The following is an 18,423-nucleotide window of genomic DNA, read 5'->3' on the forward strand; positions in this document are numbered from 1 at the left end:
TAGCTGTTATAAAATATCATTGATATCGGATTTGATAATATCTGCCTTTGGCCCATAGATTGCCTGAATGCCATTGTCCTTTTTCACAAGTCCCATAGCTCCCTCTGCTTTCCACGCATCCAGATCTGCCACCTTTTCCACATCTTTTACTGTTACACGCAATCGGGTCATGCAGGCATCTACTAATTCAATATTCTCACGACCACCTAACAATGCAATAATCTTTTCTGCTTTATCATTGCCCATTCCACCGCCAGAAGAAGTATTTCCTTCTTCTTCTTCGTTTTCATCTGTATAATTACCCAGACGTCCCGGTGTCGCAAAATTAAATTTGCCAATCATGAAATATGCAACGGCATATCCAATCACAAAGAATACAACTACACAGATTACAAAATTAATAATATCTCCGGAAAGTCCTGCTTTTAGAGACATTGGAATACGTGTGATAAATTCCAGATTTCCAAAAGAATGCAATCTTAAGTGAATAATACCAGCCATAGCAAATGCGCATCCTTGTAATATTGCATAAACAATATATAATGGGAGTGCTGCAAACATAAACATGAATTCTACCGGCTCTGTTACACCTGTTAAAAATACTGCTGCTACAATAGAGATAAACATGGATTTATACTTTGGCTTTCTATCTGGCTCTACTCTACGATACATCGCAAGTGCAACTCCTAATAAGAGTCCTGTCGCACCAATCATCTGACCTACTTTAAAACGAGCTGGAGTTACAGTTGTTAGCAATTCCTGATAAGCTGCCATATTGCCAGCGCCTTTTAAATTGATCAAATCTGTTACCCATGCAAGCCAAAGTGGATCCTGTCCAAACACCTGTGTACCGGCACTTGTACCAGTTAAAATTGTATAAGTACCACCAAAAGAAGTATAGTTCATTGGAATCGTCAGCATATGATGCAGACCAAATGGCAGAAGCAGACGTTCCAGTGTGCCATATACAAATGGTGCTAAAATCGGTGAAGTATCTGAAGAATTAGCGATCCAGATACCAAAGTTATTGATTCCTGTCTGTACTACTGGCCATACTGCACTTAAAATAATTGCGGTTACTGCTGAATAAAAAATTACTACCAACGGTACAAAACGTTTTCCATTAAAGAAGGATAATGCATCCGGCAATTTTCGGAAATTGTAATATTTATTAAATGCATTGGCTCCGACAAAACCAGAAATAATACCTACAAATACACCCATATTCAGGGCTGGTTTTCCTAAAATATTGACAAAGTAATCTGCAACCAGGATTTCCTGCCCAAATAATGTATGAGTGACTGCATTCGGATCTGCTAACATAGCAGAATTAACACCCAAAACTGCACCTGTAATAACATTGATCAAACAAAATGCGATCACTGCAGCAAAAGCACCACCTGCTCGTTCTTTCGCCCAGGAACCACCGATAGCAGCAGCAAATAAGATATGCAAATTGCTAATAATTGCCCAACCAATTTCTGCAATAGTAGTACCAACTGTATTTACAAAAGAAACATCACCGCCTACGATTACAATCAGGTTTCCAACACTGATCATCAATCCGGCCGCTGGCATTACTGCAATAACGGTCATTAATACCTTTCCAAGTTTCTGTAAAAAGTCAAAATTAATTGGGAATTTCTTTTTTGCTTTTTTCGGTTCCGCTGCAGTTGATTTGCCCTGTTCTACTTTCGGCGCCTCCACCTTCGCTTTGGAACGGATCAAAACATCTTTTGCTCCAATCTCTCCATATTCAAAGATCATATCTTCCGTATTAATACCGCTACATACAATAACAGGTGTGATCGTTTCTACATTCTGTTTCTTGAGATACTCTAAATCAACCTCTGCGATCAGATCCCCCGCTTTTACTTTGTCTCCAACCTTTACTTTTGAGGTAAATCCTTTTCCCTTTAAAGATACTGTCTCCAGTCCGAAATGGACGATCATTTGAATTCCATCCTCTGTCTCAAAACCATAGGCATGAAGTGTATCTGTAATCGTAGTGATTTTACCATCTACCGGACTATAAATCTTTCCTTCTTCCGGTATAATACCAACACCATCACCTAATACTTTTTGTGCAAAGACTTCATCCGGCACTTGTTCTAATGGAATAACCTTTCCTTTGACCGGAGCTAAAATTTTTCTTTCTTTCATTTTAACCCTCCTAAATTCGTTTGCGTTTTTGCATTATATTTGCGTTATCTTTGCATTAAATATACTACTTCTCCTGCTCTTCTTCAACCTGTTTCTATATTTTTTCGTTATTTTCTACATTTTTACCAATGTTTCGAAGTTATTTTTATGCAACTTTTCATTCTTTTCCGAACTATCAGCGCAAGAAATAATGCAATTTTGCATAAACATATTGTGTTGACTTTTCCAATCAATTTTTTTATAATAATTTTAATCTAAATAACATTCACCACTTTAGAAATGTGAGTCTTCTCCAACGAGATAAAGACATTTCTATTAATATACACGATAAATGGAGGCATTTTATGAACGTTACAATTAAAGAAGTTGCAAAACTCGCTGGTGTTTCTCCTTCTACTGTATCCAGAACATGCTCTGATCACCCGTCCATCAGCGCACAAACAAAGGAAAAAGTACGCAAAGCTATGCAACAATTAGGATACGAACCAAATAATTCGAATCTCTCTGTTCAAAATACAAAAACGATTGGCATTATTCTTCCAGCATCCCAATCAGATACTTATGAAAACTCTTTTTATTTAGAAACCATGAGAGGCATTAGTTTATTTTGTAATCAGAAACATTACGCATCTACTCTGATTACCGGATCCACTCACGAAGAATTATTAAATGCCATAAAACATATGTCAAAAGAAAATCGTCTGGATGGTGTAATCCTGCTATATTCTCACAAAGAAGATCCCATCATAGACTTCCTATATGAAGAAGGAATCCTGTTTGTACTGGTTGGCAAAGCTGAAAAATACACCAACGAAACCATTTATATTGATAATGACAACATTCTGGCAGCCAAAGAGGCGACCAATTACTTACTCAACCTTGGGCATAAAAAAATTGGATATCTGGGAAGTGAGAAAAGTCGCATTTTCTCTTCTGACCGCAAATCTGGCTATATATTGGCACTAACAGAAAATAACATTCCTCTCCGACAGGATTATTGCATTGAATTGGCTTCTATTCCAAAGGAACAGGTAGAAGAATTATCCCACCTTCTTTCCATGGAAGACCGACCTACTGCCCTTGTCGTCAGCGATGATATCTTTGCCATGGTATTAGAAAAAACTGCTTACTCATTACATTTGAAAATCCCTGAGGATTTATCCATTGTCTCTTTTAATAACTCACTATTTGCGAAGCTTACCACCCCGCAGCTTACATCCATCGATGTGAATTCCAGACAATTGGGAATCGAGGCCGCATCGCAAATCATTAATCATATAGAAAACCCAGATCTTCTGGCTACAAAAATCATCGTTCCTCACTTTATGGTGGAACGTATGAGCTGCGCTCCTTATCCAACAAAATAGTGATTCTATACATAGACAAAAAAGCAGATAACACTCCAAATACTACCGAGTTTATCTGCTTTTTCTGTTCTTTATGAATTTGTCAAATGCTACTGATACTTTTTGATATGCTGTTGAATCAAAGCTTCATCTTCAAAATAGTTGATCTTCATAGCGGCCTTTACTTCTTCCAGTGTCTTAGCCGCTGTCTTCTGCGCTTTCTCACTTCCAGCCTTTAAAATATCGTATACATACGCAATGTCCTTCTCATACTCTTTTCTTCTGGCTCTGATCGGTGCAAGTTCTTCTTGGAGCACTGCATTCAGGAAGCGTTTTACCTTCACATCTCCCAGACCGCCACGAGTATAATGCTCTTTTAATTCATCCAGATTTGCATATTCTGGAAGATATTCTGCAAAATGCTCATCTTTACAAAATGCATCCAGATATGTAAATACCGTATTTCCTTCTACCTGTCCAGGATCCTGTACGCGGATATGATTTGGATCCGTATACATACTCATAACCTTCTTCTGTACTTCTTTTTCGTCTTCCGCCAGATAGATACAGTTTCCTAAGGATTTACTCATCTTCGCTTTACCATCAATTCCAGGTAATCTTAGGCAGGCTTCATTATCTGGAAGCAGGATTTCTGGTTCCACTAAAGTCTTTCCATACACAGAATTAAACTTACGCACGATTTCCTTGGTCTGCTCTAACATCGGCAACTGGTCCTCTCCTACTGGTACAGTGGTTGCTTTAAATGCAGTAATATCAGATGCCTGACTGATCGGATACGTAAAGAATCCTACCGGAATACTTGCTTCAAAGTTTCTCATCTGAATCTCAGACTTCACCGTTGGATTTCTCTGAAGACGGGATACGGTTACCAGATTCATATAATAAAATGTCAGTTCTGTCAACTCTGGTATCTGAGATTGAATGAATAACGTAGATTTCTCAGGATCCAATCCACAAGATAAATAATCCAGTGCTACTTCAATGATATTCTGACGGATCTTCTCTGGATTATCGGCATTATCCGTAAGTGCCTGGGCGTCTGCGATCATAATATATATATCATCAAACTCACCTGAGTTCTGCAATTCTACTCTTCTTTTTAAAGAGCCCACATAATGTCCTACATGCAGTCTTCCTGTTGGACGGTCCCCCGTTAAAATAATCTTTCCCATTGTATATTTTCCTCCTAATTAGAATGCCATAATACTTTTTCCGACTCTGGCATTTTCTATATTTATAAACATATTAAAATATATTAGTCTTAAAAAATATTATATCATAAGAATGGTTTTCCGTAAAATGCAAGTTTCTTTGACTATGGGATAATGTGTGAGAACGAAATCATTCCGGTCAGCAATCAGGCTACGGAGCTTCCAAATCTGATACATGTTTTCTCTTGTTCTACACCAAGACAGACGAAAATCTTATCTCTCGTCCAGGGACAAATGGCTATGTAAGCAAGCTTCCAGCCATTTGTCCTTATGGACGACCAAAAGCATCGCTTTTGCCAAAGATTTTCTGCCTGAGAAAACATGTAAGCTCCTTCGCAGATTGCTTTACCGGAATGGTTTCGTTCTTTGTAGTATATTGGCTTCTCCCATATTCGTGTGGAGAAACGGAGTGTGGCAAAGAAGAAAACTTCTCCGAAAGCGACATATGCGGAATGTTAGAACAACCTGTTGGCTGGATTCTATCACCAGAACTGCTTCAGGCATCGAAGATGACTGTTTTCCATAGGACAGTTGGTAGGGAAGTTTACTTACCTTTCCAACTGTTATGGAAAAAAGGAAGGCAGTTCGTCTTGTGCCATGCCAAGCCCGACTAGCGGAGCGGATTAGGGTTTGGCTCGGGGTAAATCCAGACAGCTTTGGTTGTTCTTACGTTCTGGCATCCTAGGCGCAGGAGGAGAAATTTTCTTCTTCATTTAGTCCTCAAAACCCGTATTATATAGACAATAAAATATCCCGATGCTTGAAGTGCTCCTTTCAAACGACAGGACCCTTCAAACCACCGGGATAACCAAAATCATATCGAGAAAAGGATCGATTCGATCACTTTTCACTAATTATTTTTCTCAGGTTTATTCACAAAGCGGATAAACTGATAACTTTCCAAAATCTGAAAATACTTTACAATTCGCGGATATAAAGGCTCTGCTTCTTCTCCAAAACGCTCCTTCTGCAAAGCAGCCAGTTCCATAACCGTCTTTTTGCCATCGATCAATGGCCAAAGATGGGTTCCCTGAGCATCCAGATGTACCTTTGTATAGCGCGGTTTTCCAAATACCTTTTGTGCTATCCGATTAAACAAACCTGTATTTTCAATCTCTAATACGACCCGTTTTTTAAAATCTGTACTCCATCGAATCTCTGGAGATCTCTCAGGAATCAGATCCAGATAATTTATCTGCGGCTCTTCTTTTCTACGTCTCATTGTTGATTATTTCTTCTTTCTAAAAGAGAACTTCACTAAGCATAAGATCATCACTGCCATCAGGATTACACCACCGATATTTCCAAGGAATACTTTTCCGGAAAGATCCATGTTGATACCTGCAACAGTCAGAAGGGCAAGCGCAATACCTACCAGACCTTCTCCAGCGATCATACCAGCTGAGAATAAGGTTCCGTTGGTTGCCTGTTCTTCTTTCACTTTGTCAGATACTTTCTTACGTCCATCCATAACAAGACGTACTACACCACCGATCATGATTGTAGCATTTAAGTAAATTGGCAGATATAAACCGATTGCAAATGGCATTACAGGCACCTGTAAGATTTCAAGACCAAGTGCAAGGAATACACCAATGAATACCAGGTTCCATGGAAGATTTCCGCCCATGATACCTTCTACGATCATCTTCATTAATGTTGCCTGTGGTGCTGGAACTTCTGCTCCGCCATATCCCCATGCTGCATTCAGAAGATATAATACTCCACCAATTGCAAGAGCCGCTGCAATAACACCGATCAACTCACCGATCTGCTGTTTCTTAGGTGTTGCACCAAGTAAATAACCAGTCTTTAAGTCCTGAGAAGTATCACCTGCGATAGCTGCTATAATACAGATGACAGATCCAATTGCGATAGCACCTGTCATACCTGTGATACCTGTGTCACCGGTGGATTTGATCACAATCGTAGCAATTAACAACGTAGCAATCGCCATACCAGATACTGGGTTATTAGAACTTCCGATCAGCCCTACCATACGAGAAGATACGGTTGCAAAGAAGAAACCGAATACTACGATGATCATAGCACCCAGAATGTTAACTGGAATTGCAGGTACGAGCCAGATGATAACGATCATCAGCGCGATACCAAGAAGTACGATATTTATTGGTAAATCCTGAGCGGTACGTGCTGTACTTGTATTCTTGCCACCCTTCATGCTCTTTAAGGAGTCACGGAAAGTTGTAATGATCAATGGCAGAGATTTGATTAGGGAGATGATACCTCCAGTAGCAATGGCACCTGCACCGATGTATTTTACATACGTAGACCAAATTGCTGCTGCTCCACCTCCAGCATAAAGCTGAGCGACCGTAACACCTTCTGCTGCTGGATATAAAGAGATATTAGCTCCAAACAGACAGATCAGAGGGATAATAACCATCCATCCAACCAAAGAACCTACGAACATATAAGATGCGATCTTTGGTCCAACGATATAACCAACACTGACAAGTGCTGGATATACTTCCATACCAATTTCACCTTTAAAGGAACGGAATGCTGCACATACATCTGCAGGAATCACTTTGATACCGTCAACAAGGAATTTGAAAATAGCTGCAAATCCCATACCGGAAAATACAGTGGATGCATTCGCTCCTCCTTCTTCTCCCGCAAGAAGAACTTCTGCACATGCAGTACCTTCTGGATAAAGCAGATTTGCATGTTCTTTTACAATCAAAGCATTACGCAATGGAATCATAAAAAGAACCCCAAGAATACCACCACAAAGAGCGATCAGAGTAATTTCTAAGAGACTAGGCATGTCACAAAGACCTTCCTCTGCCCATAAAAACAGTGCTGGCATTGTAAAAATAGCTCCGGCTGCCAATGATTCACCGGCAGAACCGATCGTCTGTACCATATTACTTTCCAGAATAGAGTTTTTCTTCATGAGTACACGAATAACTCCCATGGAAATAACTGCTGCTGGAATAGAAGCAGAAACAGTCATACCGACGCGAAGTCCCAGATAAGCATTCGCTGCTCCGAAGACTACTGCTAAAACAACCCCCATGATAATAGACGTAATAGTGAATTCTGGTGTAATTTTTTCCGCAGGAATATACGGCTTAAAATCATTGTTATCTTTCATTTCTTCTTCTCCTTTTCTTTTTTCACCATTTCCTTTATTCATTTTTTTGCGGCCTATGCCACAGAGTTACTATAATTTTTACTGAATATCACATTTCTCTTTTCAAGTGCAAATCTTACATGAAGCATTCTAATTTTAGGAAAAAGATTGTTATACACCAAATTGAATTGAAAGTAATAGCCAGATAAAAATGATTTTGTGGAGGCATGAAGCCTCCAATATGGAACTGCTTTTGAATTACAGAATTCAATCTAATATTATACACTAATTCAACAAAATATACAAGCCAGAAAGGGGATTTATTGTGAAAAAATTATCAACAAAGCGGATAAATGTGCATCCTCTGGAGGTTTTTGTTGGATAAGAAATTTCAGGAATTTCTTATGCAACAAAAAAACCGTGGAGCCGTCCGGATTCCGGTTCGTTCCACGATTCTCATTTTCTTAATGACAGCTATGTCCACATCCACCCTTGTGGTGTCCATGTTCCCCACAAGCTTCTCCTTCTGCATGGGAATGATGGTTACACATGGTATTAGGATCATACACCAATTTCCCCTGAATAAAAGATGCCACCTGTTCGTCTGCATCTCCTACAGCACCTGGATATAATTCGATACCAGCCTGCGCCAGTGCATTTCTTGCTCCGCCGCCAATGCCACCACAGATCAGCACTTTAATATCCTCATCTGCCAGAAGGCCTGCCAGTGCGCCATGTCCCTGTCCATTGGTATCTACAATTTCAGAAGAAACAATCTTTCCATCTTCTACTTCATATACTTTAAATTCTTTCGTATGACCAAAATGCTGAAATACTTGTCCATTCTCATGTGTTACTGCAATCTTCATTCTATGATTTCCTCCTTCTCCATTCCTTGGTGGACAAGATGGTTGGCTGATGCTTTGTCCCGCCAGGCAATCCTGCATACACAGCTCATAATCCCCGCCTGCAATCTGAATCGGCATTCCTTCCACCAGGAATCGGGCTACTTTCTTTCTCGCTTCCGTATATATGGTCTGAACCGTTGCCCGTCCCACCTGCATTTGCTTCGCACACTCTGCCTGGGTATAGCCGCAATAGTCCATAAGGCGGATGGTTTCATATTCATCCACGGTCAAAAGAATCTTATGTTCTGCTGCTTCTCTCCCATTTGAATAAAATTCTCTGTTTAACGGCATGCGACATACACGTCGTCCTTTTCTCGGTCTTGCCATAGATACCTCCGCTCCTTATGTCATTATTATAGTTTTATTATTGGCATATGTCAATAATATTGTCTATTTTGTCCCATGCATCAGTTTTCCAACAATCGTAAACACTACAAACATGATAATATTGATGCACACAACTGTAGCACCTGATGGTGTGCTGTATACATAAGAAAATATCATACCCGTAAGAAAGCAGCCTACGGACAACACCGCCGCACTGATCACCACAGATAAAAATTTCTTAAATACCTGCATGGATGTCAATGCCGGGAAAATAATCAGACTGGATATAAGCATCGCACCCATCATCCGCATCCCAAGCACGATAGTAATCGCTGTTAAAAGAGCGATGATCATATTATAGATCTTCACCTTTGTTCCTGTCGCCTTTGCAAATGTCTCATCAAAGGTAATAGCAAAAATCCGATTGTAAAAAATCAGGAATAAGATGAGCACTGCAATGCTTAACACCACACTTAATCTGGCATCCTCTGTGCTAACCGATAAGATGCTTCCGAACATATAATTATACACTTCCATATTCATGCCCGTGGTCATGGATACAGTCATAACTCCAATGGCAAGGGCACCACTGGAAATCATGGCGATGGCTGAATCCCCTTTAATTTTTGCACTTTCACTAAGCTGCAAAAGCAAAAAGGCAGCTGCCACTACTACAGGTATGGTAAGTTTTAATGGTGCCACTCCTAAAGCCGTAGCCACAGAAAGCGTTCCAAATCCTACATGGGAAAGTCCATCCCCAATCATAGAATAGCGTTTTAATACCAGACTGACTCCTAAAAGAGCCGCACACAAAGATACCAAAAATCCAACCAGAAGTGCTCTGGTCAGAAAAGGATATGATAACATTTCCTGTAATACACTAATCATCGTCTTCCCCTCCCATCCATACTTTTCCAACCTTGGATCGCTCATATTCCTGTGTCGTTCCAAAGAATACCTGTGTCTCAGCCAGCTGCAGAATATGTGTCGCCTCCTGCACCGCCATATCAATATCATGGGAAATCATGATGACTGCGATCCCATGCTTCTTGTTAAGTTCCCGAATACAACGATACATCTCTCTGGTCGTTGCCGGATCCAATCCAGTCACCGGTTCATCCAGCAGAAGTACCTTTTGTGTTGCACAAAGAGCTCTTGCCAGTAACACTCTCTGCCGTTGTCCTCCAGACAATTCCTGATAGCTTTGATTCTTCAGATCCAAAATTCCCATCATTTCCATCTTCTCAAGAGCTGCCCGCTTATCCTTCTTCCCAAAGAAGATCCGTCCGCCCAGACGATTCAGCCTTCCAGAAATAACTACTTCATAAACACTGGCTGGGAAGTTCTTCTGTACTTCACTTTGCTGTGGCAGATAACCGATTTCATTCTTCTTTAACCCATCGGAAAGGATCAATTCTCCCTCCATCGGGGATATCAGGCCAAGAATTCCCTTCATCAATGTGCTTTTTCCTGATCCATTCTCCCCAACAATACAAAGATAATTTCCTTCTTCTACTTTAAAATTCAACTGATCAACTGCTGCCTTTCCCTCATATCCAAATGCAGCATTTTTACATTCAATGAAAGCCATTTAATTCAATGCCTCCTTTAAGACTTCTACATTCTCCCACATCAGATCCAGATATCCGACTCCATCCTCAAACTGTTCCTTTGAAATATTATGACAGGCGTTAAACTGCCGTTTGACTGCTCCTGTATCTTCACAGATGGTGTCTGCCATATCCTGATTGGAAAGCTCCACATGCAGCACCACCGGAATCTCCTCTTCCTTTACTTTATCAATTAGAAATGCCACTGTCTTGGCACTTGGTTCCGTATCCGAAGCACATCCTGGAAAAGCGGCATAATAGTCCAGTCCATATTCCTCCACAAAGTAACGAAGCGGAAACCGATCGCCGAAAATCAGTGTCTTTCGCTTGGCATGATTTACAACATCCCAGAATGCCTGATCCAGCTCCTGAAGCTTTTTCGTATAAGCATCTGCATTCTTTTCATATTCCTCTTGGTGCATCTGATCTGCCTTTTTAAAGGTCTCACACAAAGCTCTTGTAATCTTTATGGCATTGGCCGGAGCTGTCCATACATGCTCATCGTACTCGGCATGATCCTCATGGGCATGCTCTTCCTCTTCATGATCATGTCCTTCTCCCTCCATACCTTCTACTGTCTCTTCTTCATACAGCTCTACACAGTCCATCAGCTTTACGACGGTAACATCACTGTCGAGATCTTTTAATACATCTGATACCCATTCATCGGATTCTCCGCCGGTATAGACAAAGACATCACATTCCTGAATCTGTATCATCTCCTTCGGCGTTGGCTCAAAGGAATGAGCCTCTTCTCCAGGCGACAGCAGCATACTCACCTGTGCCGCATCTCCAGCTACATTTCTTGCAAAATCATAAGGTGCAAAATCTGTAGCCACAATTTTGATTTTATCAGAATCTTTTGTTGTCTCCTCTTTGCTGCATCCAGAAAAAACACTGGTAAGAAGCAATAAAATGCTAATGAAAAATACTATTCTCTTTTTCATGATCCAACTCCTACTCTTACTTTTCTTCACACTCACTGCATATACCATACAGAATGGAATTATGGCATTGCAGACGAAACCGATGGTGCTCCATCATATGCGCTTTGATTTCCTCCATAAATCCACAATTCAGATGAATGACCCGTCCACATTTCACACATTGCATATGTAAATGTTGATGACAGGTGTTCTCCTCTTCGATATATTGAAAGACCGCTTTCTTCCCCTCTTCATTCTGGTATTTCATCACCTTTCCTTCTGAAACAAGCTTATCCAGATAGCGATAGATGGTGCTGACATTCACCAGTTCTTCCTGTTCCTTCAAAAAATCCAATATATCAGAAATACTTACGGTATGTTCTTTTTCCTCTATTAAATATTGCAAAATCAGTTTTCTGCTTTTTGTCTTATATTCTTTTCTTCCCATATTTTCTCCCTGATATTCCTACCTTTTGTATACACTTTGGCTATTATAATGTGAAAAAAAAGAAATGTCAATAAATTTGCAAACCATTTGCATTTTATGAAAAACTTTTTCAATTACGAAATAAGAAAGAACACTGTTCTCTCCCCTTTCGGTTCAAAAACAGTGTTCTTTCTTATCGTTCTTTTTTATAAACAGATTTTAATCCACTGGTCATAGCCGGATATACCTGCTCGATCTCCTGATTGATTGCCTGCATCTCCAAATCCAGCCTTGCACTTTCCTCTGCACATTTTTTCAGTCTGGCTTCCATATCATTGACATTGGCGATGTCCTTCTTGTATCGAAACTTGTGCTCCAGACTGGCCCAGAAATCCATGGCAATGGTTCGTATCTGTACTTCTACCTGCATATATTCTTTGTGGTCCGCAAGAAAAATCGGTATCTCTACGATGAGGTGCAGACTTCGATAGCCATTTTCCTTCGGATATGTAATATAATCCTTCTTGCGGATCAAACGGATATCGTCCTGCTTCAACAGCACCTCCGCAATCCGATAAATATCATCTACAAAAGAACAGATCACCCGTACTCCTGCAACATCATGGAGATTTTCATAAATACTATCCGCTGATATGGGCCAGTGATTTCTGCGAAGCTTCTCCACAATGCTTCCTGGCGTCTTGATCCGACTGGAAATCCGCTCAATGGGATTTCTCTTATGCCGTACGCTAAAATCCTCATTGAGTACCTCCAGTTTGGTCCGCACTTCCTTAATAGCACATTTATACTTCATCATCAGAAGCATAAATTCCTGTGATTCCTGAATGTAAATCGCAGATTCCTGAATTACCCGGTATTCCTCCGGATGATTCTTCTTCTCTTCCATCTTTGTTGTCATATTTATAATTCCTCAGTTGTCTTTTCTTCTTCTGTCGTTGTTGTCTCGTCCTGTGATTTCTGATCTTCTTTCTCTGACTCTACTGGTTTTATGTCAAAGTACTTCTCGCCATTCTTTAATCCACCACGGAATTGTGCAAGATCCGTTACTGTCACCAGCTGATAGCCCTGATCGATCAATTCTGGTACAATTCGCTTGGATGCCTTCAGCGTAGACTCATATAAGGAATGCATTAAGATAATATCTCCATCCTTAATATTGGTCGTTGCCTTACGATAAACAGATTCTGCATTTCTGGACTTCCAGTCCAGAGTATCCACCGACCATAGAATAATCGGCGCATGAATGTTCTTCTTCACGGTTTCGTTGACTGCCCCTTCTGGCGGACGAACCAGAATTGTCTCTGCCTGCTCTCCAAACTCTCTTAATTTACGATCACACTTATTCAACTGATTATGCATCCCACTTACTGATACTCTGGTTAAATTCTGGTGAGTATATGTATGGTTGGCCAGCTCACAATAAGCTTCTGTAATCGTCTTTGCCTCTTCCTCAAACTCATTCATTCGATTTCCCACTTCAAAAAATGTAGCAGCAGAATCATGTTTTTTAAATAGCTGAGCAAAATCATCGGTAAACTGAGATGGCCCATCGTCATAAGTAATGGCTACCATTGGCTTTTCTCCATCTACTGTTCTTACGACTGCCCCGGTATCATCCGTATAATAAATCTTTTTCTCTTGTATATAGCGTCCGATGACCACTTTGCCATCTTCTCCGTAGTAATAGGATTTTCCATCCTTCTTTACCCATTCATTCTTTTTCTTTCGTGCTTCTTCTTTTCGTCTTGCCTCTTCCTGTGCCTGCTTCTTCGCTTCCGCTGCCTTAGCTGCTTCCGCTCTAAGGTAGGCTGATCTTACCTGATAGATCACCATACCAAGCACCAACACCAGTCCAATATAAAGAACCATACGAACCAACTTCTTTTTCTTCTTCATCTTTCCCACTAAATCCTCTCTAGTTTTCTCCATTTTCCTGATCTGTCGGTGGGAAGTCCATATAGACCTGTCCATCTTTGGCACCACCGCGGAACTCGATCAAATCGGTAACCGTTACCAACTGATATCCCTGTTCCTTTAGTTCAGGTACGATCTTTTCCACTGCATGATAGGTAGATTCATATAAAGAATGCATCAATATGATATCTCCATCCTTAATATTCGTCGTCGCTTTCTCATATACGGATTGTGCATTTCGTATCTTCCAGTCCAGGGTATCCACAGACCATAAGATAATCGGCATCTTTACTGTCTGCTTTACCGTATCATTGACACCACCACCCGGTGCCCGAAACAGGATACGATCCGTCTGACCTGCTTTTCTTAATACCTCATTGCATTTTTCCGTCTGAGTAGTTATCGTATCAGCTCCCACCTTGGTGAGAATTTGATGAGAATAAGTATGATTTGCCAACTCACTATAGGAATCAGCCACCGCCTGTTCTTCTTCTTCATACTCTGCGATACGCTCTCCCACTTCAAAAAAGGTTCCTGCACAGTGATACTTCTCCAGTACTTTCACAATATCATCTGTATACTTTGACGGTCCATCATCGAAGGTTAAAGATACCATCGGCTTCGTACCGTCAATGGTCCTTGTTATGGCTCCTTTATCGTCCGTATAATAAATCTTCTTCCCCTTAACAAAACGCCCAATGGTAATATTGCCGTCTTTTCCATAATAATAAGACTTGCCATTCCTCTTTACCCACTGATCGCGCTTGATCTTTGCCTGAGCTTCTTTCTGCTTCTCGAATTCCTTTGCTGCAACCCGCTCTTTATGAATCACCTGAATCTTTCTCAACCCAAGAACCACCAGACATAGAATTACTGCACACACACAGATACGAAGCAGCGATTCCTTCTTAAACGAAAATCCACTTCCTGTATTTTGTGCAGCTTCCAGACGTGCCCTCTCTTGGGCTTCTCTCCGTCTTTTTTCTTCCGGCATTATGATCCTGTTCACTTCAGGCCTCTGATAATGAAATTCTTTACGATGACTCTGCTGAAATTCCATTCCTTTTCTATTCTTTTTCTCTTCCATAATGAACCCTATCCCTCTTCTAACCTTGCGTTTTCCTCACCGAGTACTTCGACAAATATCTACAAATCATACGAAATTATTATAGTCTATTCCATTAATTTTGTAAACAAATTGGCCATTACAAAGGTATTAAATTCATCTTACAATTCTAAAGGCGTACTTCAAATCTGTTAAGAAAATCCATACGCCTTTCATTTCATTTTTTTATTGAATAAAATCCTTCCTTCTGACAATTGCCAAGGAAATCACAGCACCAAGGATCCAGATTAAATATCCAGCAACGACCGCTCCGATCATAATCTCATTCATATGCCTTTCCATCCAGAATAATACTTCCACCCAATCATTTCCCACCTTTTCCATCAGAAAGCTAAATCCAAAATACATACAAAAGCCAGGAAGCATCATCATAATTCCGGCAAACTGCTGGCTCTTTATCCTTCCGATGGCATAAAACAAAAGATATTGCAGGGAAATGGTAATCATACCGAGTCCGAAGCAAAGTGCGATCTGGAAAAAGGCTCCTTCCTGCATCAGATTTCCTTTCAATGCCACCAGAAGAATGGTAGCCAGAACCATGACCAAATTCAACGAGAACCCAAACAAATATCTGCCCCATACCCGTTCACTTTTTGTCACTGGAAGCAAATAGAGAAATCCTGCTTCCACTCTCTGTTCATACAGAAATGGCTGGGCCGCCATAATAACTCCTGCAAAGGTCAGATACAGGGTCCCCATCACATCAAAGGCTTCCGTTCCTCTCATCATAAAAACTGCGATTGGAAAGAAAAGTAGAATCAATGTCAACTGAAACTTACATCTTCTCATATCTACCAACATCATCTTACCTGCATGCATTCTCTTTCCCTCCATTCTTAATATAATGAAGCATAATATGATCAATATCTGCAGGTTCTATGGCAAACATACTGCCAAACCCTTCTGCATCCCGGCTCCGTAAAAGCCCTTCAAATCCATATGCTCCCTGAATCATCCCAATCATCTTCCTTCTTCTTCCTTCGTTAAGATCTGCCACATCTCCCCGTACCATCACATAGGATTCTAATAGCTCTTCTTTGGTCTGATTGAGAAGAATCTCTCCTCTATGAATAAATACAATATAATCGGCAATCTGCTCTAAGTCATCCAGCACATGAGTGGAAAAAAGGATGCTATGCTCCCCATCCATAATATATTCCTGAAGCATCTCTATGACCTCTGCCCGCATAACCGGGTCCAGACCATTCGTAGCTTCATCCAAAATCAATATACTGGTATCCCTGCTGAGTACAGAAGCAAACATCAGCTTCACCTTCATGCCTCTGGAGTAATTGGCAATCCTGGTCTTGGCCGGAAGCTTCCAGTTCTCCACCATCTGATCAAACTTATCCTCCTGAAAGCTCGAATACATCATCTTGCATACTGCCTTCACATCCTTGAGCCGAAATGTTCCCGGGAAGTAAGACTCATCTCCGATAAATCCAATACTTTCCAAGTATCTCCTTGTATCCTCTTCATAAGTAATCCCACCAATGGATACCATTCCCGCATCCTGATGACACAGATGGGTAATCAGATTCAACGTGGTCGTCTTCCCCGCTCCGTTCTCTCCGATATACCCCATGACAAACCCTTTTGGAAGGCAAAAGGATACGTCCTTTAACTGAAATTCCTTATAATTCTTACATAATCCTTTCACTTCTAATGCATTCATTCTTCCATCTCCTTCCAAAGACTGGATACCAGATTATGAAACTCCTCTTCCTCCATTCCAATATATTGAGCTGTATGGATGGCTGTCATAACCCCCTCCTCAATCCGCATCAGATAACGCTCCTTCATAACCTCATTATCCTTCGGCAGTACAATGCTTCCTTTGCCCTGTACTGAAGTAATATAGCCTTCCTTTTCTAAATCATTATAAGCACGGGTGGTGGTAATCACACTGACCCCCACTTCCTTTGCAAGCTTTCGAATGGATGGGAGTATGGTTCCTTCTTCAATCTGGCCATTTAAAATCTGTTCCTTGATCTGCTCCCTGATCTGCGCATAAATCGGAAGTTCGGATTGATTTGATATAATAACTTTCATTGGTTCACTTCCTTTATAAAGTATATACTGTATATATTGATTATATATACAGTATATACTTTTGTCAACAATTTTGAAGAAAAAATCCACAACCGCATTCATGTATTTTACAAACAAATATATGTAACTTATTCCATTTTATTGAATCATCATTATAAAATATGGTATGTTTGGATTAAAAGAAGGAGGGTGTAAGTAAAATGAAAGTCAAGATTCAAGTGAGTGAAAAAAATTATCAATGGGCTTCTGAAACAATGCTGGCATGTGGTTTTGAACTGGATGACGATGCCGGTTATGGCAGTTGGAAAAAGAGCTGGATGCGGCAGAATTTCTTAGGATCAGTCATTCGGTCATCATAGCAAGGAACAAGGTCATAAAGATAAAATCCGCTTTATCACAAAAATTTCATTTGTAGGAGGTGTTCCATATGTTAATATTCTTGCTTCTTGGGTTATTTTTATCAGCGATGGTATTTTTGATCACCTATAACGCTCTATATAACCATCACATACAAAAGAATTGGAAGAATGGAGCATTTATTGGACGTCGATGGCCTTCTCCCCACTTTCTCACTTTAATCTTTATTATCGTCCTCCTATTTTTTGGAATGCTGTTCTGCGTCTGTAATCTCTACAATCCAAACCAGGAAGAGGATACCATCATATCTGAAATAAACGAATACTCCGCTAATGAGCTATCCCGTCAATATCCCGATCTATATGCTAATGCTATGAAAACAGGAAGCCTGGGCGGATATGAAAAATATGAGAAAAGACAACATGATTTTCATTATGTCTATTACATCAGTACGGAAAAATACGATCCTATGCATCCCTCACTCATCCTATTCATTGAATATCTGGGGGATACCTCGTATGAATACTATACCAGCAGGGAAGATTTGTATGTGGGCAAAGGAAACCATCATGGACAGGGACAGACCATGACCGCTTCTCCCTATTATTGCGTTATCGTAAATGGAAACCTTGACAGCTTTGAATACATGGATTATGAAGCTGCTTTTTACACAGATGAAAAACTGCAGGAAGAGGATTTTGACAACGACAGCTATGAACATGCTGTCGTTACAGAGAAAATCCGGCTGGAAAGGAGGATTCCATGACAGAAGCACTCGTATTATCAACTATGGCAACTCTTGTATGTCTTTTACAATCTATTTAATAAATCCATACAAATTCAATGGCGACAAACTAACAAAGTCTTTAATGATATCCAGAGTAGGTAAACGTAAAAATAAGATATGATATTAA

General features: G+C 40.3%; 20 protein-coding genes. 5 read left to right on the forward strand and 15 right to left on the reverse strand.

All coding sequences use genetic code 11. The annotated features are described in order from the left end of the window. Positions 1–6: 6 nt before the first annotated feature. Positions 7–2,163: a PTS transporter subunit IIBC gene (locus tag BHF69_RS10360; RefSeq protein WP_075671281.1), complete on the reverse strand. Its 2,157-nt coding sequence runs from the start codon at positions 2,161–2,163 to the stop codon at positions 7–9. Positions 2,164–2,507: 344 nt separating this feature from the next. Here BHF69_RS10360 and BHF69_RS10365 point away from each other — a divergent pair, with 344 nt between their 5' ends. Further along, positions 2,508–3,530 carry a LacI family DNA-binding transcriptional regulator gene (locus BHF69_RS10365; protein ID WP_075671283.1) on the forward strand — a complete coding sequence of 341 codons (1,023 nt, stop codon included), beginning with the start codon at positions 2,508–2,510 and terminating at the stop codon, positions 3,528–3,530. Positions 3,531–3,619: 89 nt separating this feature from the next. Here the strand turns inward: BHF69_RS10365 and trpS are convergent, their stop codons facing one another. Beyond that, positions 3,620–4,702, reverse strand: a complete 1,083-nt coding sequence (gene trpS, locus BHF69_RS10370) for a tryptophan--tRNA ligase (protein ID WP_075671285.1) — start codon at positions 4,700–4,702, stop codon at positions 3,620–3,622. 491 nt (positions 4,703–5,193) lie between these two features. Here trpS and BHF69_RS14180 point away from each other — a divergent pair, with 491 nt between their 5' ends. Then, the gene (locus BHF69_RS14180; RefSeq protein ID WP_158022539.1) at positions 5,194–5,355 is read left to right on the forward strand and encodes a hypothetical protein; all 162 of its coding nucleotides are present in this window, start codon (positions 5,194–5,196) and stop codon (positions 5,353–5,355) included. Between the two features lie 236 nt (positions 5,356–5,591). Here BHF69_RS14180 and BHF69_RS10375 read toward each other — a convergent pair whose 3' ends face one another. The 13 genes from BHF69_RS10375 to BHF69_RS10435 form a co-directional block, all read right to left on the reverse strand. Next, positions 5,592–5,963, reverse strand: a complete 372-nt coding sequence (locus BHF69_RS10375; protein WP_075671287.1) for a PqqD family protein — start codon at positions 5,961–5,963, stop codon at positions 5,592–5,594. 6 nt (positions 5,964–5,969) lie between these two features. Continuing rightward, entirely contained in the window at positions 5,970–7,862 is a 1,893-nt protein-coding gene (locus tag BHF69_RS10380; RefSeq protein WP_075671840.1) for an OPT family oligopeptide transporter, read from the reverse strand. Between the two features lie 443 nt (positions 7,863–8,305). Continuing rightward, a complete protein-coding gene (locus BHF69_RS10385) occupies positions 8,306–9,076 on the reverse strand; it encodes a NifB/NifX family molybdenum-iron cluster-binding protein (RefSeq protein ID WP_075671288.1) in 771 nt (256 codons plus the stop codon). A 63-nt stretch (positions 9,077–9,139) separates the two neighbouring features. Beyond that, a complete protein-coding gene (locus BHF69_RS10390) occupies positions 9,140–9,964 on the reverse strand; it encodes a metal ABC transporter permease (protein ID WP_075671289.1) in 825 nt (274 codons plus the stop codon). Further along, positions 9,957–10,667 (reverse strand): metal ABC transporter ATP-binding protein, encoded by a 711-nt coding sequence (locus tag BHF69_RS10395; protein WP_075671290.1) that lies wholly within the window; start codon positions 10,665–10,667, stop codon positions 9,957–9,959. Before BHF69_RS10395 ends, BHF69_RS10390 begins: the two co-directional genes overlap by 8 nt. Beyond that, on the reverse strand, positions 10,668–11,633 hold the full coding sequence (locus BHF69_RS10400) for a metal ABC transporter substrate-binding protein (RefSeq protein ID WP_075671291.1): 966 nt from the start codon (positions 11,631–11,633) through the stop codon (positions 10,668–10,670). A 16-nt stretch (positions 11,634–11,649) separates the two neighbouring features. Next, positions 11,650–12,060 (reverse strand): Fur family transcriptional regulator, encoded by a 411-nt coding sequence (locus BHF69_RS10405; protein WP_075671292.1) that lies wholly within the window; start codon positions 12,058–12,060, stop codon positions 11,650–11,652. 172 nt (positions 12,061–12,232) lie between these two features. Then, on the reverse strand, positions 12,233–12,946 hold the full coding sequence (locus BHF69_RS10410) for a GTP pyrophosphokinase (RefSeq protein WP_075671842.1): 714 nt from the start codon (positions 12,944–12,946) through the stop codon (positions 12,233–12,235). Positions 12,947–12,960: 14 nt separating this feature from the next. Continuing rightward, entirely contained in the window at positions 12,961–13,989 is a 1,029-nt protein-coding gene (locus BHF69_RS10415) for a polysaccharide deacetylase family protein (RefSeq protein ID WP_075671293.1), read from the reverse strand. Then, positions 13,976–15,061: a polysaccharide deacetylase family protein gene (locus tag BHF69_RS10420; protein WP_075671294.1), complete on the reverse strand. Its 1,086-nt coding sequence runs from the start codon at positions 15,059–15,061 to the stop codon at positions 13,976–13,978. The genes BHF69_RS10415 and BHF69_RS10420 overlap by 14 nt, the downstream gene beginning before the upstream one ends. Positions 15,062–15,265: 204 nt before the next feature. Next, positions 15,266–15,919, reverse strand: a complete 654-nt coding sequence (locus tag BHF69_RS10425; protein WP_075671295.1) for an ABC-2 transporter permease — start codon at positions 15,917–15,919, stop codon at positions 15,266–15,268. After that, on the reverse strand, positions 15,906–16,775 hold the full coding sequence (locus tag BHF69_RS10430; protein ID WP_075671296.1) for an ABC transporter ATP-binding protein: 870 nt from the start codon (positions 16,773–16,775) through the stop codon (positions 15,906–15,908). Before BHF69_RS10430 ends, BHF69_RS10425 begins: the two co-directional genes overlap by 14 nt. Beyond that, positions 16,772–17,152: a GntR family transcriptional regulator gene (locus BHF69_RS10435; RefSeq protein WP_075671298.1), complete on the reverse strand. Its 381-nt coding sequence runs from the start codon at positions 17,150–17,152 to the stop codon at positions 16,772–16,774. Before BHF69_RS10435 ends, BHF69_RS10430 begins: the two co-directional genes overlap by 4 nt. A gap of 200 nt (positions 17,153–17,352) precedes the next feature. Between BHF69_RS10435 and BHF69_RS14470 the strand changes: the two genes are divergently transcribed. Genes BHF69_RS14470 through BHF69_RS10440 form a run of 3 tightly spaced genes read left to right on the forward strand, consistent with a single transcriptional unit; the run spans position 17,353 to position 18,275 of the window. Then, on the forward strand, positions 17,353–17,511 hold the full coding sequence (locus tag BHF69_RS14470; RefSeq protein ID WP_242946137.1) for a hypothetical protein: 159 nt from the start codon (positions 17,353–17,355) through the stop codon (positions 17,509–17,511). Then, positions 17,490–17,567, forward strand: a complete 78-nt coding sequence (locus BHF69_RS14860; RefSeq protein WP_442855859.1) for a hypothetical protein — start codon at positions 17,490–17,492, stop codon at positions 17,565–17,567. The genes BHF69_RS14470 and BHF69_RS14860 overlap by 22 nt, the downstream gene beginning before the upstream one ends. 12 nt (positions 17,568–17,579) lie before the next feature. Beyond that, on the forward strand, positions 17,580–18,275 hold the full coding sequence (locus BHF69_RS10440) for a hypothetical protein (protein ID WP_075671302.1): 696 nt from the start codon (positions 17,580–17,582) through the stop codon (positions 18,273–18,275). Positions 18,276–18,423 lie beyond the last annotated feature (148 nt).

It is taken from the genome of Anaerostipes sp. 992a (assembly GCF_001940245.1).
Lineage (GTDB): Bacteria > Bacillota > Clostridia > Lachnospirales > Lachnospiraceae > Fimousia.